This is a genomic window from Xanthomonas maliensis (assembly GCF_009192945.1).
GTDB lineage: Bacteria > Pseudomonadota > Gammaproteobacteria > Xanthomonadales > Xanthomonadaceae > Xanthomonas > Xanthomonas maliensis.
Genome location: NZ_NSET01000030.1, coordinates 63580 through 86946, shown reverse-complemented (window position 1 = coordinate 86946; position 23367 = coordinate 63580). Strand labels below are relative to the sequence as shown.

The following is a 23367-nucleotide window of genomic DNA, read 5'->3' as shown; positions in this document are numbered from 1 at the left end:
ACTGGAAGTCCGCCAATCCCATTCCCGCCGACTGCCTTGCAGCGGTTGCCACCATCCGGGACATGCGGCATCCCAGGCCAGGCGTCCCCTCTGCGTGGCTAGCGCCTTGATCGACGCCAGGTGCCCTAGCCATGGCGGTCGCACAGATCGCGTCCCCTCCTCTCCTGCGTCATGCAATCCGCTGCCTACCGGTTGCAGCATCTCCCACTGGACACCACGTTGACCGTTCTCCCCCAGGCTGCCTGCGCAGAAGATCACGCGCACAGCGGACCCGAGATCACGAATTTGTGCCGAGTTCAACAATAAAGCTCAAATATCGGCACAAATGGCCGCTAAGGGAGGACTCACTCCCTTGATCCCCGCCCCGGGAAGGCCCCCTCATGCTCAGCTTCCATCGGCTTTCGGTCGGCACGCGGCTTTCTGCCCTGCTGACGATCGTCATCGCTCTTTCGCTCGGCCTGCTGGCCCTGATGATCTACCGGCAATCGGCCCGCGATATCGAGACCCAGGTCAAGGCTGAGCTGGTCTCCAGTACGCGCCTGATGCGCCAGTCGGTGGCGATGTACGACGTCACCCTCACCGAAGGCACCCAGCGCCTGGCCACCGTGTTCGACGACATGCTGCCGGGCGGCGCGCGGACGGTGGATGCCGCCAATACCGTGACCATCGGCGAGCAGGCCACGCCGACGCTGCACATCGGCCGCGAAGTGCTGAACCTCAATTTCGACGCCGTCGACCGTTTCGCCCATGCCACCGGCGGCGTTGCGACCCTGTTCGTGCGGCGCGGCGACGATTTCATCCGCATCACCACCTCGTTGCGCAACAAGCAGAACGAGCGCGTGATCGGCACCCTGCTCGACCGCAAGGGCAAGGCCTATGCCGCGCTCTCGCAGGGCAAGGCCTTTACTGGACAGGCGCAGTTGTTCGGCGAGCAATACATGACCCATTACCAGCCACTGCGCGACGCCGCTGGCGAGGTGATCGGCGCACTGTTCGTGGGCCGCAATTACACCCAGGGCCTGGCGGCATTGAAGTCCCAGGTCAGTAGCACCACGCTCGGCCAGGACGGCTATTTCCTGATCGTCGACATGGCGCCGGGCGAGCGCCAGGGCCAGGTCATCGCAGGTCCAGCATCTGCGCCAGCCAATCTGGCCACCCTGGTGGACGCGGCGCAGCAGCCGTTGCTGCAACAGGTGCTGGACGGCACCCAACCCAGCGCCACCTTGAACCTGCAGGACGCCAAGGGCCAGCGCTCCGACTACGAAGTCACCGCACAGCGCTATGCCCCGTGGCAGTGGGCGGTGATCGGCACCCAGCCGCGCGATGCCATCGACGGGCCGCTCGATGCGTTGATGCGCAACATGCTGCTGTTCTCGCTGGCAGTGCTGGTGCTGTGCGTGGCCGTGGTGGTCATCGCCACCCGGCGCATGGTCAGCCGCCCGTTGGCTGCGGTGGAGCGCGTGCTCGCCGACGTCGCCGCCGGCCGCCTGGACAATCCGATCCAGGTAGATCGCGAAGACGAAGTGGGCCGCCTGCTCGCAAGCGCACGCCAGATGCGCGACGACCTGCGTACCCGTCTGGAGCGCGATCATTTGATCGCCAGCGAGGCCTTGCGGGTGCGTACGGCGCTGGACGATGTCAGCGCGAACGTGATGATTGCCGACGCCCAGCGCCGCATCATCTACGTCAACCGCCCGTTGCAGCGCATGTTGACCGCTGTGCAGGACGACCTGCGCCGCGACCTGCCGCATTTCGATGCCAGCGCCTTGATCGACGCCAGCATCGACCAGTTCCATCGCCACCCCGAGCACCAGGCGCGCATGCTGGAGCAGCTGCAGAGCACCCATACCGCTCAGGTCGTGATCGGCGGGCGCACCATGCGCCTGGTCGTCAATCCGGTGCTGGGCGCGGCCGGCGAGCGCCTCGGCTTCGTCGTCGAATGGGCCGACCGCACCCAGGAAGTCCAGGTCGAGCAGGAAGTGGCCCGCATCGTCGAAGCCGCCGCGGCAGGCGACCTCAGCGGACGCATCGACACCGCTGGCAAGCAGGGCTTCCTGCTGCAGCTCGCCCAGCAGCTCAACCACTTGCTGGACAACAATGCCGACGGCCTGTCGCGCGTCTCTGCCCTGCTCTCGGCACTGGCGCAAGGCGACCTGACCGCGCGGATGCAGGGCGACCTGCAAGGCGTGTTCGCACAGATCCGCGACGATGCCAACGCCACCGCGGACCAGTTGGCCGGCATCGTGCACCGGATCAAGGAGTCGGCGCTGGCGATCAACGCGGCCGCCACCGAGATCGCCACCGGTAATGGCGATTTGTCGCGTCGGACCGAACAGCAGGCCGCGGCGCTGGAAGAAACGGCCGCCTCGATGGAGGAGCTGACCGCCACCGTCAAGCAGAATGCCGACAATGCCGACCAGGCCAATCGCCTGGTGCAGGACGCCGCCGGCGTGGCCACGCAGGGCGGCGAAGTGGTCGGCCGCGTGGTCGCCACCATGGCCGACATCGATGGCGCCTCCAAGAAAATCGCCGAGATCATCAGCGTCATCGACGGCATCGCCTTCCAGACCAACATCCTGGCCTTGAACGCCGCAGTGGAAGCCGCGCGCGCCGGCGAACAGGGCCGCGGCTTCGCCGTGGTGGCCTCGGAAGTGCGCACGCTGGCGCAGCGCTCGGCCAACGCGGCAAAGGAGATCAAGCACCTGATCGAGGACTCGGTGGCGCGCATCGGCGCCGGCGCCGCGCTCGCCGCAGAAGCAGGCTCGACGATGCAACAGGTGGTCGGCTCGGTGCAGCGCGTCACCGACATCATGAGCGAGATCACCGGCGCCTCGCGCGAGCAGGCCTCTGGCATCACCCAGGTCAATCAGACCATCGTACAGATGGACGAGAGCACGCAGCAGAACGCCGCCCTGGTGGAAGAAGCCACCGCTGGCGCGCGTGCGATGGAAGACCAGGCGACGCAGCTGGTCGATGCCGTGGCGGTGTTCCGGCTGGAGCAACAGGAACACTTGAACACCCTGCTGGCGACTGCCCGCCAGGCCTACCACTGAGGTTGGGCGGCCTTGGGCGGAACTCCCACCCAGGCCGCCCCCTTCAGAAACGGACGGCGCGGCCGATATCACAGCGACGCCCGGCTCCCTGCCTGGTGCATTGACCGTTTCAGCGTGCCTTAGCCCATGTCCGAAGGCGATACCCCAGAACAGGACCATCACGCCGACCACCTCGCCGAAGGTGACGAGCGCTATTTGCTGCGCAACAAGCGGCAGATCCGCGCACTGCTGCGGCAGTTGATGGAGCAACGCGCAGTGGTGACCATGCATGTGGCCGGCCGCGACATGACGCTGCCGACCGCGGTGCTGGACGTGGACGAGGACGACGATGTCCTGATCCTGGACGGCAGCCACAACGGCGCGTCCAATCGCGCCGTCGAACAGGCGCGCTACCTGCTGTGTTACGCGCAGCTCGAGCGCGTCAATATCCGCTTCCGGCTGGAAACGCCGACGCAGCTGGAACGCGACAGCCATGTCGCCTTCCAGGCAGAGCTGCCCGAATCGCTGTACCACCTGCAACGCCGCGAATCCTACCGCCTGACCACCCCAATCACCGATCCGCCGCTGTGCACCATCCGCCAGGAGGATACCGACGGCACCGCGATGGAGCTGCAGCTGCGGGTGATCGACATCAGCAGCGGCGGCGTGGCAGTGTCGCTGGCCGCCGGCATGCCGCTGCTGGAGCCGCAGCACACCTATCGCAACTGCAGCCTGCTGCTGCCCGATGCGGCGCCAATCACGCTGCCGCTGACGGTCTGCAGCCAGCACAAGCAGGTGTTGCCGAACGGCACCGAAGGCTGCCGCGTCGGCATGCAGTTCGGCGAGCTGCCGCGCGGCGCGGACGAAACCATCCAACGCTACATTTTTCGCGTGGATCGCCAACGCAACGCTCGCAAGAGCGGGGTGTTCTGACGGCAACCCGTTGACCCGCTACACGCGGCGCCCACGCAACCCAGCGACAGATGAACGCCTGGCTAAAGTTGCCTGCCGTGACGCCGATGTTTCTAAGGGTAATCCTCGACCGTAACCCGATCTTCAGCCGCAATGCCCGGAGTTTCCATGAACGACAAAAGCACTGCCACCGGCACCGGTGGTGAATTTCTCAGTTTCGCCCTGGGCGAAGAGCACTACGGCGTGGACATCCTGAAGGTACAGGAAATCCGCGGCTACGACTCGGTGACCCGCCTGCCCGACGCGCCGGAGTACATCAAGGGCGTGATCAACCTGCGTGGCACCATCGTGCCGGTGATCGACCTGCGGTTGAAGCTGCGCCTGAAGGAAGCGCGCTATGACGCCTTCACCGTCATGATCGTGCTCAACGTCGACGACCGCGTGGTCGGCATCGTGGTCGATAGCGTGTCCGACGTGATCCCGCTGAACGACGATCAGATCCGCCCTACCCCGGAATTCGGCGCCTCGGTCGATACCCGCTTCATCTCCGGCATCGGCACCCAGGACGACCGCATGTTGATCCTGCTGGACATCGAGACCCTGCTGGACAGCGCAGAACTCGGGCAGCACGAGCACCACGCCGAAGAAGCTGCGTAACTAAGACGATCGCGTGTCGGGAATGTCCCGACACGCGATCAGGTATGTACCGGAAGTGCGGTTCTCATCACATTTCGGAATTCAAGTTGAACGCGGTAGGGCCGATAGCTGAATCGAAGCCCGCGTTTACAACGGGTCACCGTTCGACTTGATTCCGGAGAATCCTTCATGAAGTTCCTGCTCTCGCTCCTCCCCGTCGCGGCCCTGGTCGCTGTCGCCCCCTCGCTGTCGGCGCAGTCGCAAGAGATGATTCCGCCGGAAATGGCCACCCGTTTCGTCGGCAAGGACGGCATGGTGTGCGGCAAGGTCGAAAAGGCCAAGTACGCACAGAGCTCGGAAGGTGAGCCGACCTTCCTGTACATGGGCGGCATGTTCCCCCGCCACACCTTCTCGGCGCGCATCAACGGCGCCGACCGCAGCAAGTTCAGCTTTGCCCCGGAAACCCTGGAAGGCAAGGACGTCTGCGTCCTCGGCAAGATCCAGCGCGACAGCTCGCGTGCAGAAATCGAAGTCAGCTCGCCAGCCAGCCTGAAGTTGGCCACCATCAAGTAACCGCCTCCCCGCATCGCCACGCCTTCGCGCGTGGCGATGTGCTGTCTGCGGCCGTGCGAACTGTCTTTCCAGGGGATTTGCGTCTATGCAATGGATCAACAAACTGAAACTGATGCCGCGGCTGATGCTGGCGTTCGGCATCGTGCTGCTGATCATGCTCGTCCAGGGCATCATCGCCTATTCGGGCTTGGCCTCGCTGAATAACGTGACCAGCGATCTGGCCGGCACCACCATGTCCAGCGTGCGCGAAGCAGGCGACCTGCGCGGCATGCTCGGCGAGTATCGCAACTCCTCCTACCAGAGCCTGGTGCGCGCCAGCGATTCGGTCAAGCAGGAAGCCAAGACCAATGTAGCCAAGCTGAGCAAGCGCATCGACGCGGTGATCAAGGACTATCCGCGCCTGATCGAGACGCCGGCGCAAAAGAAGCTGTTCGACACCTTCGTGGCCGACTGGAAGAAGGCCTCGGCCTCCTACGCCAGCGTCACCGAGATGCTCGAGCTCAATCTGCCCGACGACGCCATCGACACCTTCGTCGGCGAGACCCGCACGCTGCACAACAAGGCCAAGGATTCGCTGGCCGCGCTGATCGACGAAGACAACCGTCTGGCGCAGGCGTCCAAGGAAAAGGCGGAAGCCGTGCACGCCACCTCGGTGTCGTTGACCGTGCTGGTGCTGTTGTTGGGCATCGGCGGCGGCTTGGGCCTGGCCTTCCTGTTCGCCCGTGCGATCGTGCGCAACATGCGCAGTGCGGTCAACACCGCCAGCGAGATCGCCAGCGGCAAGCTCGACGGGCAGATCAATGCCCGCGGCGAAGACGAAGTCGCCGAACTGATGCGCGCCATGCAGCGCATGCAGCGCGATCTGCGCGAGCGCATCGAACGCGACCAGCTGGTCGCCAACGAGAATCTGCGCATCCGTAGCGCGCTGGACAAGGCCTCCACCGGCCTGTTCATCACCGATGTCGATCGCAAACTGATCTACGCCAACGAGTCCTTCAAGAAGACCGTCAGCCACTACGAAGGCAGCATCCGCCTGGCATCGCCCGACTTCGAAGCCGGCAAGGTCATCGGTCAGCATGTCAGCTACCTGGGCCTGCCCGAAGCGACCGTCCGCAAGGCGATTGCCGCGCTGGAACGCGACGGCACCACCAGCTTCGAAGAGCATTTCGGCGAAGCGGTGTTCGCCCAGACCGTCACCAGCATCATCGACACGCAAGGCCAGTGGGTCGGCGACGTCTGCGAATGGCGCGACCGCACCATGGAAGTCCAGGTCGAGGACGAAGTGGCCCGCATCGTGCGCGCCGCTGCCAGCGGCGACATGAACGGCCGCGTGGATGTCGACGGCAAGCAGGGCTTCTTCCTGCAGCTGGCGCAGCAGCTCAATGGGCTGTTGGATGCCAATGCCGCCAGCATCGAGCAGATCTCCAGCCTGCTGTCGGCGCTGTCGCGCGGCGACCTGACCGTGCGCATGCACGGTGAGTTCAACGGCGTGTTCGCGCAGATGCGCGACGATGCCAACGCCACCGCCAGCCAGTTGGCCGATATCGTCGGACGCATCAAGCGTTCCTCCGGCGCCATCAACGCGTCGGCCGGCGAGATCGCTTCCGGCAACCAGGACCTGTCGCAGCGCACCGAGCAGCAGGCCGCCAATCTGGAAGAAACCGCTGCCTCGATGGAGGAACTCACCTCCACCGTCAAGCAGAACGCCGAAAGCGCTCGCCAGGCCAATCAGCTGGCCATCGGTGCGGCTGGCGTGGCTTCGCAAGGCGGCGAAGTGGTCGGCCAGGTCGTCACCACGATGTCCGGGATCGAAACCGCCTCCAAGAAGATCGCCGAGATCATCAGCGTCATCGATGGCATCGCCTTCCAGACCAACATTCTGGCGCTCAATGCTGCGGTGGAAGCGGCGCGTGCGGGCGAACAAGGTCGCGGTTTTGCCGTGGTCGCCTCGGAAGTGCGCACGCTGGCGCAGCGCTCGGCCAATGCCGCCAAGGAGATCAAGGGACTGATCGACGACTCGGTGGACAAGGTTGCCGAAGGGTCGGCGCTGGTCCGCAAGGCCGGCACTACGATGGCCGAGATCGTGGCCAGCGTGCAGCGCGTCACCGACATCATGGGCGAGATCTCTGCCGCCTCGCAGGAACAGTCGTCCGGCATCGAGCAGGTCAACCAGACCATCACCCAAATGGACGAGACCACCCAGCAGAACGCCGCCTTGGTCGAAGAAGCCACGGCTGCCGCCCGTTCGATGGAAGAGCAGGCAGCGCATCTGGCCGAAGCGGTGTCGGTGTTCAAGTTGGACGAACCGGCGCCCAGCGCGCAGGTCCGGCAGATCGGCAGCCGCCCGACCGCGGTGAAGACCGCCGCCAAGCCGGCACGCGCAGCCGCTCCTGCACGGCCAGCCAAGCAGGAAAGTGCGGTCGCCGACGGTAACTGGCAAGAGTTCTAAGCCACGCCGTCTCCACGCACAACCCCGGCCACGGCCGGGGTTGTGCGTTTATGGGCTCGGCCAAGCCCTTATCACTGCTGTTCGCGGCAGGGTTCCTGGCGCAGTCGCGATTGCTGGATTGGCGCTTCAGTTGCACGACCACGTGGCCGATATCGGTAATAGCTCACGATGCGTATGGATATGACGACCCCCTCGACGTCCACTTCGGATACCCGCGAATTCGAGTTCGGCGACCGCGACTTCAAGCGTGTCTGCGACTTGATCTATCAACGTGTCGGCATTGCACTGGCGCCTGCCAAGCGCGACATGGTCTATGGCCGCCTGTCGCGGCGGCTGCGCGCGCTTGGCCTGCGTTCGTTCCGCGACTATCTGGATCAATTGGAAGCCGGCGGCGACGACGACGAGTGGCAGGCCTTCACCAATGCACTGACCACCAACCTGACCTCGTTCTTCCGCGAACCGCACCATTTCGACAAGCTGCGCGAAGAATTGCAGAAGCGCGCCTCCCAGGCGCCGCTGAAGATCTGGTCCTGCGCGGCGTCCACCGGTGAGGAGCCCTACTCCATCGCCATCACTGCCTGCGAGGCCTTCGGCACGCTGACCCCGCCGGTCAGCATCCTGGCCACCGATGTCGATACCCAGGTATTGGAGACCGCCTCGCGCGGTGTCTACGCCATCGATCGCGTCGCCTCGCTGGACGCAGCGATCAAACGCAAGTACTTCCAGCGCGGCAGCGGCCCTAACGAGGGCAAGTGCCGGGTGATCCCGGCCCTGCGCCAGCTGATCGAATACCGCCAGCTCAACCTGCTGACGCCGCGCTACGACGTCGGCGGCCCGTACGCGGCGCTGTTCTGCCGCAACGTGATGATCTACTTCGACAAACCCACCCAGCGCGGCATCCTGTCGCGATTGATCCCGCACATGGGCGAGGACGGCCTGCTCTACACCGGCCATTCGGAGAACTACCTCCATGCCGCCGATCTGATCCAGCCGTGCGGACGCACGCTGTATCGGCGTGCCGCCCGGGCTGGAGCGCATGCATGAGTACGGCCGTGCAAGTCGACGATGTCATGCGCTACCGCGATGCGCGCTTCCAGACCATCACCGCAAAGCTGCTTCCCACCCAGTACCTGGTCGTCGACGACGACACCGCGTTGACGACCACCTTGGGATCGTGCGTTGCGGCCTGCGTGCGCGATCCAGTGCTCAAGATCGGCGGGATGAACCACTTCCTGCTGCCTGAAGGCCAGATCGGCGATGGCGCGCCGGCGCGCTACGGCAGCTATGCGATGGAATTGCTGATCAACGACATGCTCAAGCGCGGCGCGCATCGCAAGCGGCTGGAGGCCAAGGTCTTCGGGGGCGCCAACGTGCTCAAGGGCTTCACCAGCAATCCGGTCGGCACCCGCAACGCCGAGTTCGTGCGCCAGTATCTGCAAGCCGAACACATTCCCATCATCGCCGAGGATCTTTGCGGTATTCATCCGCGCAAGGTGTGGTTCTTCCCGACGACTGGCCGGGTCGTCGTGCAGCGTTTGCCGCATGCGCACGAGGCCGAAGTCGCCGCCGCCGAATCGGCCGTGCGTGCCCGTCTGTCCAAAGCACCGGTCACCGGTGGAGTGGAGTTGTTCGAATGACGCTGGAAACACCTATACGCGTACTGATCGTCGACGATTCGGCGGTGGTACGGCAGATGTTGACCGAAATCCTTTCGCGCGATCCCGGCATCGAGGTGGTCGGCTCGGCCGCCGATCCGCTGCTGGCACGCGAAAAGATCAAGCGCCTGAATCCGGACGTGCTCACCCTGGACGTGGAAATGCCGCGGATGGACGGGCTGGTGTTCCTGGAAAACCTGATGCGCCTGCGGCCCACGCCGGTGGTGATGATCTCCTCGCTGACCGAGCGCGGTGCCGACACCACGCTGCAGGCCCTGGCGCTGGGCGCGGTGGATTTCGTCTCCAAACCCAAGATCGACGTCGCCCGCGGCCTGGAAGGCTATGCCGAGGAGATCGTCGGCAAGGTCAAGATGGCCGCCAAGGCCAAGGTCAGCACATTGCAACGCCCAGTCGCCCCGAAGATCACCCTGGATGCGCAGTCGGCCCCGGTCCCGGGGAGCGCGCTGCGGTTCCGCACCACCGACCGCCTGATCGCAATCGGCGCCTCTGCCGGTGGAACCGAGGCATTGCGCGTGGTGCTCGAACAGATGCCCGCCGACGCACCTGCGGTGGTGATGACGCAGCACCTGCCAGCCGGGTTCAGCACGGCCTTCGCCGATCGCCTGAACCGGCATTCGGCGATGTCGGTGCGCGAAGCCAGCGATGGCGAAGCCATCCTGCCAGGCCATGCCTATCTGCCGCCGGGCGGCCAGCATTTGCGCATCATCCGTGATGGCGCCCGCTGGCGCTGCCGCATCGACGACGGCCCGCCAGTCAATCGCCACAAGCCAGCGGTGGACGTGCTGTTCCGTTCGGTGGCCGCCAATGCCGGCCCGAATGCCGTGGGCGCCATCCTCACCGGCATGGGCGACGACGGTGCACGCGGCCTGCTGGAGATGCTGCAGGCCGGCGCCCCCACCCTGGTGCAGGACGAAGCCACCAGTGTGGTCTGGGGCATGCCCGGCGCCGCCTACAAGCTGGGCGCCGCGCAGGAGGTGGTCCCACTGGATCGCGTGGCCGAACGCTTGATCGCGCTTTCTACCCAGGCGCGTTGAGCTCATGACCGCACGGCCGTCGGCACCCGGCGAGGCAACGGACGCATCCGACACTGCGGCCGACCGCCCAGTCGTGCCGTTCGGCCGGCCTGGCGAAGCGCCCGCGCAGACGCGCGCGCGCCTGTTGTCCGAGGCGCTGGACGGCAGCAATAGCGGCATCCTGGTCTGCGACCTGCAGTCGCACCTGTTGTACGCCAACGAAGGCTTCGAGCGCATGTTCGGCTATACCGAGGCCGAACTGGTAGGCCAACGGCCGTCGGACGTGCTGACCCGCGCGCACAGCGATCCGGATCAGGTGGCCCGCATCCGCGACCGCGCAGATGCGCTGCAGCAGACACAGACCGACCTGCTGGTCTATCGCAAGGACGGTAGGCCGCTGTGGGTGTCGTTGAATTTCAACCCGATCTACGCCGCCGACCAGCAGCCTTCGCACTACGTCGCGGTGCTGACCGACATCACCGAGACCAAGATGCACGAGGTGCTGCAGCACCGCGTGCTCGAGGCATTGGTGCAGGAGCGCCCGCTGATCGAGGTGATGACGCTGATCTGCACCGAGGTCGAGCGCATCGCCCCCGACGTGGTGGCCACGGTGATGAGCGCCGATCACCAGGGCTGTCTGTACTCGCTGGCCGCACCCAGCCTGCCTCCGGAATACGCCGACGCGGTCAATGGCTTGAAGATCGCGCCGGGCGTGGGCGCATGCGGCACCGCGGCCTGGCGCGGTCGCGCGGTCATGGTCGAAGACATCGCGACCGATCCACTGTTTGAGCAGTATCGCGACCTGCTGCTGCCGATGGGTCTGCGCGCCTGCTGGAGCACGCCGATCAAGGCCAATAGTTCGCGTGTGCTCGGCACCGTCGCGCTGTATTACCGCCGCGTGCAGGCGGCCGACGCCTGGCACGTCAAGCTGACCGATCTGTGCCAACAGCTGTGCACGCTGGCACTGGAACGCGAACAGACCCGCCAGCGCGTCCATCAGCTGGCCTTCTACGATGTGCTCACCGGCCTGCCCAACCGCATCATGTTCAGCGCGCGTGCCGAGCAATCGCTGACCCTGGCCGAGTATGCCGGCGAGCCGGCGGCACTGATGTTCATCAATATCGACCGCTTCAAGTTGATCAACGACAGCCAGGGCCATGCCGCCGGCGATGGCTTGCTGCGCGACATCGCCCTGCGGATCGGCGAGCAACTGCCTGGAACCGCCATCCTTGCGCGCCTGGCCGGCGACGAATTCGCCCTGGCCTTGCCGCAATGCAGCGCCGAGCAAGCCAGTGCGGCGGCAGAGCGACTGCTCGGCAGCATTGCCGGCCCGTTGCCGGTCGGCACCATGGTCGTGCACCCGTCGGCGAGCATCGGCGTGGCGATGTTTCCCGAAGACGGTCGCGACATCACCATCCTGCTGCGGCATGCCGACCTGGCGATGAATCGCGCCAAGCAGGAAGGCGGTGGCCGCTTCCGCTTCTTCAGCCTGGACATGAACCGCATGGCGCAGGAGCGGGTGGCGCTGGAGGCCGAATTGCGACAGGCCGTCGCCCGCGGCCAACTGCAACTGCACTACCAACCGCAGTTGCACAGCCAGGCGCCGCACGGGCTCTATGGCGTGGAAGCGCTGTTGCGCTGGAACCATCCGCAATTGGGCGCCGTCTCGCCGGCTCGCTTCCTGCCGGTCGCCGAAGAACAAGGCATGATGCCGCAACTCAACGACTGGGTGCTGCGCGATGCCTGCCGCCAGATCGCCGACTGGCGACAGCGTGGTGTGCAGGTGACGCGGGTGTCGGTCAATCTCTCGGCCAGCAGCTTCGAAAGTCCGCGCATGCTCGACGAACTGCTGCGGCTGATCGCTGAAATGGGCGCCCACCCCAGCGACCTGACCCTGGAAATCACCGAAAGCGTAATGCTGTCCGGTCAGGCCGGCGTCTTGGAAACCTTGCATGCCATCCGCGCGGCCGGCATTTCCTTGTCGCTGGACGACTTCGGCACCGGCTATTCCAGTCTCAGCCACCTGCACCGCCTACCGATCGACGAATTGAAGCTGGACATGAGTTTTGTCCGCGACATCGAACACAGCGACGATGCCCGCGCACTGACCACCTCGGTGCTGCGCATCGGCGAGAACCTGCGCAAGCACGTCGTCGCCGAAGGCGTGGAAAACGAAGCGCAACGCCGCCTGCTAGCCGACCTCGGCTGCGAGGTCCTGCAGGGCTACCTGTTCTCGCGCCCCTTGCCCGCCCCCGCCCTGGAACGCTGGCTCGGCGAACGGCACTGAGCGCTGATGCGGTTCATCCGCACGCAAGCACCCGCCCCCGTCGGCGCTTGCACGGCGTCTGGGTGGCAGCACCGCGCCCATCCACCGCGTGCCCCACACCTTGAACTGCGGGAGCTGATCGCCGGCCGCATCTGTTCGCAGGGACAGCCGTCTCGTCGCAGTCATACAGGCGACAACGATGCTGCTGATCGCAATGCTGCTGATCGCAACCAACGCCGTCCACTAGACGAGGAGCTAGAGCGCCTACCACAGCGCTGATGCAGCGCCCGGGTCGCGATGGACTGGGCGCTGCGGACGCACGGGTCAGTTGATCGTGCGCCGCAACCAGCCCAGCAATTGCGCGTTGACGAAGGTCGGATTATCCAGCGAGGTGATATGCCCGGCCTCCGGCACCAGTTCGTAGTCGCAGCCGATCGCCTCGGCCATCATCCACAGCTCTTCCGGTGGCCGCGGAATGTCGTCGTCTCCTCCCAGCAGGAAGGTCCGCGCCGGATCCAGCGCCTCCATCGCGTCCAGGCGGTCGGCGCGACCGAAGATCAACCGTCCCAGCGGCACCACCGAATCGCGCAGTTGCGCCGGGGTCATCGCCTTCAGTTGCCGCGCGAAGGCGCGCGGCACCGGGCCCTGCAGGTCGGCGCCCGGGCGGAAGAACAGCGGCACGATGGCATCGATGAGCTCGGGCGACACGCTGCCCGCGGCCTCGATCTGATCGAGCAATGCGAAGTAGCGCTGGCGGCTCGTCTGCGGTTCGGCCCCCAGGAAGGTGTCCATCAGCACCAGGCTGCGCACGCGTTCGGGCGCCTGCAACGCCAACTCGGCTCCCCACATCCCGCCGACCGAGAGCCCAACGACGGCGCACTCAGCGATCTGCAACGCGTCCAGCAGCGCCAGCATCTGTTGCGCCAGACCACCGATGTCAGTGGTGCCTTGTGGCAACGCCGCCGACTGTCCATGCCCCCAAAGCTCGGGAACGATGAGCTGGTAGTGCGGCGACAGCGCCTGGATCTGCGGCTCCCACATCGCCGCGTCCCAGAGATAGCTGTGCCCCAGAAGGACCGGGAACCCTTGACCGTACTTCGCGTAATGCAACGTCTGACCAGCAATCGTGCAAGTGGGCATCGGCATCGAACCGGAGTGGAGGAAACGGGCGTTACTCTAGTCCGGCGCAGGTCGCGCTTTGTTGCAATATGTTGCAACGCGGCACACGAGTCAGCTGCGGTTCGCCTTGGTGCCACACTGACATGCGAAGTGACAACCAAAAAAGCGAAACGCCCGGCATTGCCGGGCGTTTCGTGACTGCGCGAGCGCTGGATCAGGCTGCGACCGTCTCGGCCACGTCCTGGTACTCCTGGATTTGATCGAAGTTCATGTAGCGATAAATCTGCTCGCCACTGGTCTTGATCACGCCCACATCCGCCATGTACTCCTCCTTGGTCGGAATGCGGCCCAGGCGCGAGCAGATCGCCGCCAGCTCCGCCGAGCCCAGGTAGACATTGGTGTTGCGGCCCAGGCGGTTGGGGAAGTTACGGGTGGAAGTGGAGAACACCGTGGCGCCCTCGCGCGCCTGCGCCTGGTTGCCCATGCACAGCGAGCAGCCCGGCATTTCCATGCGCGCACCGGCGGTGCCAAAGGTGCCGTAATGGCCTTCCTTGGTCAGCTCGGAGGCATCCATCTTGGTCGGTGGCGCGACCCACAGGCGGGTCGGGATATCGCGCTTGCCTTCCAACAACTTGGCCGCGGCACGGAAGTGGCCGATGTTGGTCATGCACGAGCCGATGAACACTTCGTCGATCGCCGCGCCAGCGACGTCCGACAGCGTCTTGACGTCGTCCGGATCGTTCGGGCACGCCACGATCGGCTCGTGGATGTCGGCCAGGTCGATCTCGATCACCGCCGCGTACTCGGCGTCGGCGTCCGGCTCGAGCAGCTGCGGGTTGGCCAGCCACTCTTCCATCTTCTTGATGCGACGGCCCAGGGTGCGCGCGTCGGCGTAGCCTTCGGCAATCATCCACTTCAGCAGCGTGATGTTGCTGGTGAGGTACTCGATGATCGGCTCCTTGTTCAGGCGCACGGTGCAGCCGGCGGCGGAGCGCTCTGCCGACGCATCGGACAGCTCGAACGCCTGCTCCACCTTCAACTCCGGCAAGCCTTCGATCTCGAGGATGCGGCCGGAGAAGATGTTCTTCTTGCCCTGCTTGGCCACGGTCAGCAGACCGTCCTTGATCGCATACAGCGGGATGGCGTTGACCAGATCGCGCAGGGTCACGCCGGGCTGCATCTGTCCCTTGAAGCGCACCAGCACGCTCTCGGGCATGTCCAGCGGCATTACACCGGTGGCTGCCGCAAACGCCACCAGGCCCGAACCGGCCGGGAACGAGATGCCGATCGGGAAACGGGTGTGCGAGTCGCCGCCGGTACCGACGGTGTCGGGCAGCAGCATGCGATTGAGCCAGCTGTGGATCACGCCGTCGCCCGGACGCAGTGACACGCCGCCACGGGTGGAGATGAACTCCGGCAACGTGTGGTGGGTCTTGACGTCGACCGGCTTCGGATAGGCAGCGGTATGGCAGAAAGACTGCATCACCAGGTCGGCGGAGAAGCCCAGGCAGGCCAGGTCCTTCAGCTCGTCGCGGGTCATCGGGCCGGTGGTGTCCTGCGAACCCACCGAGGTCATCTTCGGTTCGCAATAGGTGCCCGGGCGCATGCCCTGTCCTTCCGGCAAGCCGCAGGCGCGGCCGACCATCTTCTGTGCCAGCGAGAAGCCCTTGCCGGTATCGGCCGGCTGCACCGGCAGACGGAACAGATCGGTCGGCGCCAGGCCGAGCGCTTCGCGCGCCTTGCCGGTCAAGCCGCGGCCGACGATCAGCGGGATGCGTCCGCCAGCGCGCACTTCGTCCAGCAGCACCTCGCTCTTGAGCGTGAACTCGGCAATCACCTGGCCGTTCTTCAGCGCCTTGCCGTCGTAGGGACGCAGCTCGATGACGTCGCCATGCTCCATCTGCGAGACGTCCAATTCGATCGGCAGCGCGCCGGCGTCCTCCATGGTGTTGTAGAAGATCGGCGCGATCTTCGAACCCAGGCACACGCCGCCGAAACGCTTGTTGGGGATGTACGGGATGTCTTCGCCGGTGAACCACAGCACCGAGTTGGTGGCGGACTTGCGGCTGGAACCGGTGCCGACCACGTCGCCGACATAGGCGACCAGATGGCCCTTGTCCTTCAACGAAAGGATTTCCTGCACCGGACCGCGCTTGCCGTCTTCCTCCGGCACGAAAGCCGCATCCGGACGCTTGTTCTTCAGCATCGCCAGCGCGTGCAGCGGGATGTCCGGGCGGGTGGTCGCGTCCGGCGCCGGCGACAGGTCGTCGGTATTGGTCTCGCCCGGCACCTTGAACACGGTGATGGTCAGGCTCTGCGGCACTTCCGGCTTGCTGGTGAACCACTCGGCATCGGCCCAGCTCTGCAGCACGGCCTTGGCGTGCGCATTGCCGGCGTCGGCCTTTTCCTGCACATCATGGAAGGCATCGAACACCAGCAGGGTGTGCTTCAGGCCTTCGGCCGCCACCGCGCCCAGTTCGGCGTGGTCGAGCAGTTCGATCAGCGGATGGATGTTGTAGCCGCCCAGCATGGTGCCCAGCAGCTCGGTGGCGCGCTTGGCGCTCAGCAGCGGCGTGGTTTCGGTGCCGAACGCCACCGCGGCCAGGTAGGAGGCCTTCACCTTGGCCGCGTCGTCGACGCCGGCCGGCACGCGGTGACTGATCAGATCGACCAGGAAGTCTTCCTCGCCGGCCGGCGGCGCCTTGAGCAGCTCGATGACGGCGGCGGTTTGCTGCGCGGTCAGCGGCAGCGGCGGGATACCGAGCGCGGCGCGCTCTGCAACGTGGTGGCGGTAGGCTTCCAACATGCGGATTCTCCGAAAGACAGCAGTGAAGTGGGAACGTGCAACCGGATCAGGCGGGCTTGGGGACGATAATCTTCAAGCCCTTGAAGTAGTCGCGGAAAAAACTCTCGTCGCGGGTGATCAGCCCTTCGCACTGGAGCATGGCGTGGGCGCCGATCAGGAAATCGGCCACGACCCGCTCGCGGGTACCGCCGCGGGCGCGGAAACGCTTGTTCATATGCCCGGCACGGACGGCGGCGGCCTCCTGGGTGGGCTCGTAGCGCACGCCGATCGAGGCCAGCGTCTCCATCAAATCCAGCGAGGTGTCGAGCATGGCCTGCACCTCGGCGACCACGGCATCGCAGACGACGACCTCGTCGCGCGCCAGCGCATCGCCGATGCAGGTTTCCGAGACATCGCCATACACCGGGTCGCCGATCAGGATGTCCAGCAGGACCGAGGAATCCAGCGCGATCATGGCTCGACCGGATCTCCCGGCGCCCGCCCGCGGATGGCACGCATGGCCTGGTCGGTACTGGTCAGGCCATCGACCAGTTTGAACTTGCCGCGCACCTTGCGCAGGGCCTCGCTGACGTCCTTGCGCAGGATGATGCGCCCGCCGTCCAGCTCGATCTTCAAGGTGGTGCCCTTGGTCAGGCCCAGCGCATCGCGCACCGCCTTCGGCAGGGTGATCTGACCGCGTTCGGCAACCGTGGCTTCCATGGGCATGCTCCAGAAAGTATGCATGGATTTTACGTACCTAGACCGTCGTACTCAAGCGTACGGATGCCCTTGGACACACCGTCTGTACACACTGAATCGCTCAGAATGGTGGGTGACCTAAGCCTCGACGCCATGGGAGCAATGCAATGCACGATTCCTTCTCCACTCGCACCTCGCTGGAGGTGAACGGCAGCCGCTACGACTACTACAGCCTGCCCAAGCTCGGTGAACGCTTCGACATCGGCCACCTGCCCTACTCGATGAAGATCCTGCTGGAGAACCTGCTCCGGCACGAGGATGGCGGCGCCACCGTCGGCAAGGAGCACATCGAGGCGGTGGCACGTTGGAACCCCGCGGCCGATCCAGACACCGAGATCGCCTTCATGCCGGCGCGCGTGGTTCTGCAGGATTTCACCGGCGTGCCTTGCGTCGTCGACCTGGCGGCGATGCGCGATGCCGTGGTCAAGCTGGGCGGCAAGGCCGATCAGATCAACCCGCAGATCCCCTCCGAACTGGTCATCGACCACTCGGTACAGGTCGATGTCTTCGGCAAACCCGAGGCACTGGACCTCAACGGCAAGATCGAATTCCAGCGCAACCAGGAACGCTACGGCTTCCTGCGCTGGGGCCAGAAGGCGTTCGACAACTTCAAGGTGGTGCCGCCCAACACCGGCATTGTCCACCAGGTGAACCTGGAAAACCTGGCGCGCGTGGTGATGAGCGCCGACAAGGACGGCACGCCGATCGCCTATCCCGATACCGTGTTCGGCACCGACAGCCACACCACCATGATCAATGGCATCGGCGTGCTCGGTTGGGGCGTGGGCGGCATCGAGGCGGAAGCGGCGATGCTGGGCCAGCCGTCGTCGATGCTGATTCCGCAGGTGGTGGGCTTCAAGCTCACCGGCAAGCTGCCCGAAGGCGCCACCGCCACCGACCTGGTGCTGACCGTGACCCAGATGCTGCGCAAGCTTGGCGTGGTGGGCAAGTTCGTTGAGTTCTATGGTGACGGCCTGCAGCACCTGCCACTGGCCGATCGCGCCACTATCGGCAACATGGCGCCGGAGTACGGCGCCACCTGCGGCATCTTCCCGATCGACGGCGAATCGCTGACCTACCTGCGGCTGTCCGGCCGCAGCGAGGAGCAGATCGCGCTGGTCGAGGCCTACGCCAAGGCGCAAGGCCTCTGGCATGACGCCGACACCCCGCATGCGCACTACAGCGCCACGCTGGAATTGGACATGGGCCAGGTCAAGCCATCGCTGGCCGGGCCCAAGCGTCCGCAAGATCGGGTGTTGCTGCAGGACATGCAGTCCAATTTCCGCGAGAGCTTGAAGCCATTCGCCGAGGCGCGCAGCAAGCGGTCGACCGATCTGAAACAGGAAGATCGTCTGAAGAACGAAGGCGGCGGCGGGACTGCCGTCGGCGCCAAGGCAGCGCACGCGGAAACCGCCGCTGCCAGCGGTGCCAGCTGGCAGCTGCACGATGGTTCGGTGGTGATCGCGGCCATCACGTCCTGCACCAATACCTCCAACCCGGCGGTGATGCTGGGCGCCGGCTTGCTCGCGCGCAATGCGGTCGCCAAGGGGCTGAAGGCGCAGCCGTGGGTCAAGACCTCGCTTGGCCCCGGCTCGCGTGTGGTCACCGATTACCTGGAAAAGGCCGGCGTCCTGCCCGACCTGGAAAAACTGGGTTTTTACGTGGTGGGCTACGGCTGCACGACCTGTATCGGCAATTCCGGCCCGTTGCCGGACGACGTATCGGCGGCCATCGCGCGGGACGATCTGGTGGTGGCCTCGGTGCTGTCGGGCAACCGCAACTTCGAAGGTCGCGTGCATCCGGAGGTGAAGATGAACTATCTCGCCTCGCCGCCGCTGGTCGTGGCCTACGCCATTGCCGGCACCACCGACATCGACCTGACCTCCGATCCGCTGGGCACCGGCAGCGATGGCCAGCCGGTCTATCTACGCGACATCTGGCCGAGCAACAAGGACATCGGCGACACCATCGCCGCCACCGTCGGCCCGGAGATGTTCAAGCAGAACTATGCCGATGTGTTCAAGGGCGACAGCCGCTGGAACACCATCGCCTCGCCGGACGGTGCCCTGTACGAATGGGACGCCACGTCCACCTACATCAAGAACCCGCCCTACTTCGATGGCATGACCATGCAGGTCGGCCATGTCGAGGACGTGCACGGCGCGCGCATCATGGGCCTGTTCGGCGACTCGATTACCACCGACCATATCTCGCCGGCCGGCAACATCAAGAAGGACTCGCCGGCCGGGCGCTTCCTGCAGGAGCGCGGCGTACAGCCGGTCGACTTCAACAGCTATGGCAGCCGCCGCGGCAACGACGATGTGATGGTGCGCGGCACCTTCGCCAACATCCGCATCAAGAACCTGATGTTCGGCGGCGAGGAAGGCGGCAACACGCTGTACTACCCCAAGCGCGGCGGTGCGCCTGAAAAGCTGGCGATCTACGATGCGGCCATGAAGTACAAAGCCGACGGCGTGCCGCTGGTGGTGCTGGCCGGTAAGGAATACGGCACCGGCTCCTCGCGCGACTGGGCGGCCAAGGGCACCAATCTGCTCGGGGTCAAGGCGGTGATCGCCGAAAGCTTCGAACGCATCCATCGCTCCAACCTGGTCGGCATGGGGGTGCTGCCGCTGCAGTTCCTCGATGGCGAGAACGCCCAGACGCTGGGACTGGATGGCTCGGAGGTGCTGGATATCACCGGACTGGAAGACGGCGCCAGCCGACGCGCCACGATCGATGCGAAAAAGTCCGACGGCAGCGTCAAGCAATTCCAGGTCAAGGTCCTGCTGCTGACGCCCAAGGAAGTGGAATACTTCAAACACGGCGGTCTGTTGCAGTACGTGCTGCGTCAGCTGGCGGCACGCAAGGCGGCATGATGCCGGTTGCCCTGATCGCCTTCGTCGGCGATCAGGGCACTGCCGACGGCCTCCCAGGGGGATGGCCACCGCGGCCACACCCTCACGACGGCGGGTGACACACGCATTCCCCAAGCCGGGCTGGCGGAAACAAACCAAACCACGCGACCGCACAACGCCCTGTCGCGTGGCCGCGACTGGCGACGATCCGCGCGCATTGCGCGCGATCAGCAGCGCTCGATGAGACGCAAAGCGCGCCGGCGAGGACTAACGCCCGGTGGCGCCGCCCATCGGGAGCGATGTGGCACACACGCGCTTGCCCGACGCATCGCCTCTTGCGCCGCTGTTGCCGGTGATCAGTCCCTTGCGACGGCGACGGCGATGCCCTGCCCTCGCCAGGATGGGTAGCGGGATCGGCCACCACCCTGGATCGCGTTCGGAAATGCCGCTGCGCGTCACGCTTCGCCTTTTCCATTCATGACGGTATGCTGGCCGCAGCTGCGATGTCGTGGAACACGCAGCGCGAACCGAATTCCCTGGAGGGGGGGCAGATGAGTCAGGTACGTCCTTGGTTGCAAAGTTATCCGGCCGGTGTCGGGGCCGAAGTGGACATGGGCCAGTTCCGCACGGTGTCCGAAGTCTTCGCCACGTCAGCGGCACGCTTCAGCGACCGGCCGGCCTATCACAGCTTCGGCAAGACCCTGACGTATCGCGAGACCGATGCGCTGGTGGACCAGTTCGCCGGCTATCTGCTCGGCGAGTTGCAGTTGAAGAAAGGCGACCGCGTCGCCTTGATGATGCCCAACTGCCTGCAATATCCGATCGCCACCTTCGGGATCTTGCGCGCCGGGCTGACCGTGGTGAACGTCAACCCGCTGTACACCGCGCGCGAGCTGAAGCACCAATTGGTCGATTCCGGCGCCAGCGTGCTGGTGGTCATCGACAACTTCGGCACCACCGTGCAGCAAGTCGTCGCCGACACGCCGATCAAGCAGGTGATCACCACCGGCCTGGGCGACATGCTGGGCTTCCCGAAAGCGGCGCTGGTCAACTTCGTCGTCAAGTACGTCAAGAAGCTGGTGCCGGAATACCGCATTCCGGGCGCGATTCGCTTCCGTGAGGCGCTGGCGCTGGGCCGCAAGCACCGTGTGCCGAGCGTGCAGATCGAGTCCGACGACATCGCCTTCCTGCAATACACCGGCGGCACGACCGGGGTGGCCAAGGGCGCGATGCTCACCCATCGCAACCTGGTCGCCAACATGCAGCAGGCGCACCAATGGCTGGCGAGCACCGGCAAGCTGGAAGAAGGCAACGAGGTCGTCATTACCGCCTTGCCGCTGTATCACATCTTCGCGCTGACCGCGAACGGCCTGGTCTTCATGAAGATCGGCGGCTGCAATCACCTGATCAGCAATCCGCGCGACATGCCGGGCTTCGTCAAGGAATTGAAGAAGACCCGCTTCACCGCCTTCACTGGCGTCAATACCTTGTTCAACGGCTTGCTCAACACGCCCGGCTTCGACCAGATCGACTTCTCCTCGCTCAAGATGAGCCTCGGCGGCGGCATGGCTGTACAGCGGTCGGTCGCCGAGCGTTGGAAACAGGTGACCGGCCTGACGCTGGTGGAAGCCTACGGCCTGACCGAGACTTCGCCGGCTGCCTGCATGAATCCGCTGGACCTGAAGGACTACAACGGTTCGATCGGCTTGCCGATTCCCTCCACCGACGCCTGCATCAAGGACGACGACGGCAACGTCCTGCCGCTCGGCGAGATCGGTGAGTTGTGCATCAAGGGCCCGCAGGTGATGAAGGGCTATTGGAAGAAGCCGGACGAGACGGCCAAGGTGATGGATGCCGACGGCTGGCTGCACACCGGCGACATCGCACGCATGGACGAACAAGGCTTCGTCTATATCGTCGATCGCAAGAAGGACATGATCCTGGTCTCCGGTTTCAATGTGTACCCCAACGAGATCGAGGACGTGATCGCCGCGCTGCCTGGCGTGCTGGAGGTCGCGGCGGTCGGCATGCCGGACGAGAAGTCCGGCGAGATCGTCAAGGTGGTGATCGTCAAGAAGGACCCGGCGCTTACCGCAGAAGACGTCAAGGCGCATGCGCGCGCCAACCTGACCGGCTACAAGCAACCGCGCGTGATCGAGTTCCGCAAGGAACTGCCCAAGACCAACGTGGGCAAGATCCTGCGGCGCGAGCTGCGGGATACCTCCAAAACCTAATCGGTTCTACCACGGCCGGAGCCAGGCTCAGCCGTAACGATGCCGCGCCCGCAATGCCACAAGGCCTTGCGGGCGTTTGCTTTTGCACGCATAGAATCCACCGTCGGCGCACGCTTACCTCTTCTTCACTTCTCCGTCCGCAAGGCGACCGGCCGGACGGTCTTACGGAGAATTACCATGTCAGCAGTCCAGCCCTTCCTGCGCAGCAATACCGGCCCTACCCTTCGCGTCATCGAGGAGACGCAACGCGACGTCTATTGGATCCACATGCACGCGGATCTGGCCACCCACCCGGGGCGCGCCTGTTTCTCGTCGCGCCTGGTCGACGACATCGTGAGCTACCAGCAGCAGCTGGGGCAGCGCCTGAGCAATGCTGGCGTGCTGTCGCCGCATGTGGTGCTGGCCTCCGACAGCGATGTCTTCAATCTCGGCGGCGACCTGGCCCTATTCTGCCAACTGATCCGCGAGGGCGACCGTGCCCGCCTGCTGGACTACGCCCAACGCTGCGTGCGTGGCGTGCACGCTTTCCATGTGGGCCTGGGGGCGCGTGCCCACAGCATCGCCTTGGTGCAAGGCAATGCCTTGGGCGGCGGCTTCGAGGCGGCCTTGAGCTGCCACACCATCGTCGCCGAAGAAGGCGCGATGATGGGCTTGCCCGAGGTGTTGTTCGACCTGTTCCCGGGCATGGGCGCCTATTCCTTCATGTGCCAGCGCGTCAGTCCGCAGGTGGCGCAGCGGCTGATGCTCGAGGGCAACCTCTATTCGGCCGAAGAACTGCATGCGATGGGCCTGGTCGATCGCGTGGTTCCGCGCGGTCAGGGAGTTGCCGCCGTGGAACAGGTCATCCGCGAAAGCAAGCGCACCCCGCATGCCTGGGCAGCGATGCAACAGGTCCGTGAGATCACCACTGCGGTCCCGCTGGAGGAAATGATGCGCATCACCGAAATCTGGGTAGACACCGCGATGCAGCTGGGCGACAAGTCGCTGCGGACCATGGACCGGTTGGTCCGCGCACAATCGCGTCGCTCCGGCACCGATGTGGACTGAGCGCCCGCGTC

At 65.1% G+C, this 23367-nt stretch carries 16 protein-coding genes; 12 read left to right on the top strand and 4 right to left on the bottom strand.

Translation table 11 applies throughout. The annotated features are described in order from the left end of the window. Nucleotides 1–380 precede the first annotated feature (380 nt). The 9 genes from CKY51_RS10115 (at nucleotide 381) to CKY51_RS10075 (ending at nucleotide 12578) form a co-directional block, all read left to right on the top strand. On the top strand, nucleotides 381–3053 hold the full coding sequence (locus tag CKY51_RS10115; RefSeq protein WP_152249172.1) for a methyl-accepting chemotaxis protein: 2673 nt from the start codon (nucleotides 381–383) through the stop codon (nucleotides 3051–3053). 126 nt (nucleotides 3054–3179) lie between these two features. Beyond that, nucleotides 3180–3965 (top strand): flagellar brake protein, encoded by a 786-nt coding sequence (locus CKY51_RS10110; protein WP_022971580.1) that lies wholly within the window; start codon nucleotides 3180–3182, stop codon nucleotides 3963–3965. A gap of 147 nt (nucleotides 3966–4112) precedes the next feature. Then, complete coding sequence (locus CKY51_RS10105) at nucleotides 4113–4601, top strand: chemotaxis protein CheW (RefSeq protein WP_022971579.1); 489 nt, start codon at nucleotides 4113–4115, stop codon at nucleotides 4599–4601. A 168-nt stretch (nucleotides 4602–4769) separates the two neighbouring features. Continuing rightward, nucleotides 4770–5153: a hypothetical protein gene (locus CKY51_RS10100; protein ID WP_022971578.1), complete on the top strand. Its 384-nt coding sequence runs from the start codon at nucleotides 4770–4772 to the stop codon at nucleotides 5151–5153. 85 nt (nucleotides 5154–5238) lie between these two features. After that, the gene (locus CKY51_RS10095) at nucleotides 5239–7602 is read left to right on the top strand and encodes a methyl-accepting chemotaxis protein (protein ID WP_152249171.1); all 2364 of its coding nucleotides are present in this window, start codon (nucleotides 5239–5241) and stop codon (nucleotides 7600–7602) included. 174 nt (nucleotides 7603–7776) lie between these two features. Beyond that, on the top strand, nucleotides 7777–8646 hold the full coding sequence (locus tag CKY51_RS10090; RefSeq protein WP_022971575.1) for a CheR family methyltransferase: 870 nt from the start codon (nucleotides 7777–7779) through the stop codon (nucleotides 8644–8646). Then, the gene (gene cheD, locus CKY51_RS10085; protein ID WP_022971574.1) at nucleotides 8643–9239 is read left to right on the top strand and encodes a chemoreceptor glutamine deamidase CheD; all 597 of its coding nucleotides are present in this window, start codon (nucleotides 8643–8645) and stop codon (nucleotides 9237–9239) included. The genes CKY51_RS10090 and cheD overlap by 4 nt, the downstream gene beginning before the upstream one ends. Beyond that, complete coding sequence (locus CKY51_RS10080; protein WP_022971573.1) at nucleotides 9236–10312, top strand: protein-glutamate methylesterase/protein-glutamine glutaminase; 1077 nt, start codon at nucleotides 9236–9238, stop codon at nucleotides 10310–10312. The genes cheD and CKY51_RS10080 overlap by 4 nt, the downstream gene beginning before the upstream one ends. Before the next feature lie 4 nt (nucleotides 10313–10316). Continuing rightward, nucleotides 10317–12578: a sensor domain-containing protein gene (locus tag CKY51_RS10075; protein ID WP_022971572.1), complete on the top strand. Its 2262-nt coding sequence runs from the start codon at nucleotides 10317–10319 to the stop codon at nucleotides 12576–12578. Nucleotides 12579–12881: 303 nt separating this feature from the next. Here the strand turns inward: CKY51_RS10075 and CKY51_RS10070 are convergent, their stop codons facing one another. The 4 genes from CKY51_RS10070 to CKY51_RS10055 all read right to left on the bottom strand — a co-directional run bounded on the left by CKY51_RS10070 (nucleotide 12882) and on the right by CKY51_RS10055 (nucleotide 17181). Next, the gene (locus CKY51_RS10070) at nucleotides 12882–13697 is read right to left on the bottom strand and encodes an alpha/beta fold hydrolase (protein ID WP_031339126.1); all 816 of its coding nucleotides are present in this window, start codon (nucleotides 13695–13697) and stop codon (nucleotides 12882–12884) included. A gap of 193 nt (nucleotides 13698–13890) precedes the next feature. Beyond that, a complete protein-coding gene (gene acnB / locus CKY51_RS10065; protein WP_152249170.1) occupies nucleotides 13891–16482 on the bottom strand; it encodes a bifunctional aconitate hydratase 2/2-methylisocitrate dehydratase in 2592 nt (863 codons plus the stop codon). Between the two features lie 46 nt (nucleotides 16483–16528). Then, a complete protein-coding gene (locus CKY51_RS10060) occupies nucleotides 16529–16936 on the bottom strand; it encodes a type II toxin-antitoxin system VapC family toxin (RefSeq protein ID WP_022971569.1) in 408 nt (135 codons plus the stop codon). Continuing rightward, complete coding sequence (locus tag CKY51_RS10055) at nucleotides 16933–17181, bottom strand: AbrB/MazE/SpoVT family DNA-binding domain-containing protein (protein ID WP_031339123.1); 249 nt, start codon at nucleotides 17179–17181, stop codon at nucleotides 16933–16935. Before CKY51_RS10055 ends, CKY51_RS10060 begins: the two co-directional genes overlap by 4 nt. A 146-nt stretch (nucleotides 17182–17327) precedes the next feature. Between CKY51_RS10055 and acnA the strand changes: the two genes are divergently transcribed. The 3 genes from acnA to rpfF all read left to right on the top strand — a co-directional run bounded on the left by acnA (nucleotide 17328) and on the right by rpfF (nucleotide 23356). Next, on the top strand, nucleotides 17328–20096 hold the full coding sequence (gene acnA / locus CKY51_RS10050; protein WP_152249169.1) for an aconitate hydratase AcnA: 2769 nt from the start codon (nucleotides 17328–17330) through the stop codon (nucleotides 20094–20096). A gap of 530 nt (nucleotides 20097–20626) precedes the next feature. After that, nucleotides 20627–22309, top strand: coding sequence for a fatty acyl-CoA ligase RpfB (gene rpfB / locus CKY51_RS10045; RefSeq protein WP_152249168.1), 1683 nt, complete (start codon nucleotides 20627–20629; stop codon nucleotides 22307–22309). A gap of 177 nt (nucleotides 22310–22486) precedes the next feature. Further along, nucleotides 22487–23356 carry a diffusible signal factor synthase RpfF gene (gene rpfF, locus CKY51_RS10040; RefSeq protein ID WP_022971564.1) on the top strand — a complete coding sequence of 290 codons (870 nt, stop codon included), beginning with the start codon at nucleotides 22487–22489 and terminating at the stop codon, nucleotides 23354–23356. The last annotated feature ends 11 nt before the right edge of the window (nucleotides 23357–23367 follow it).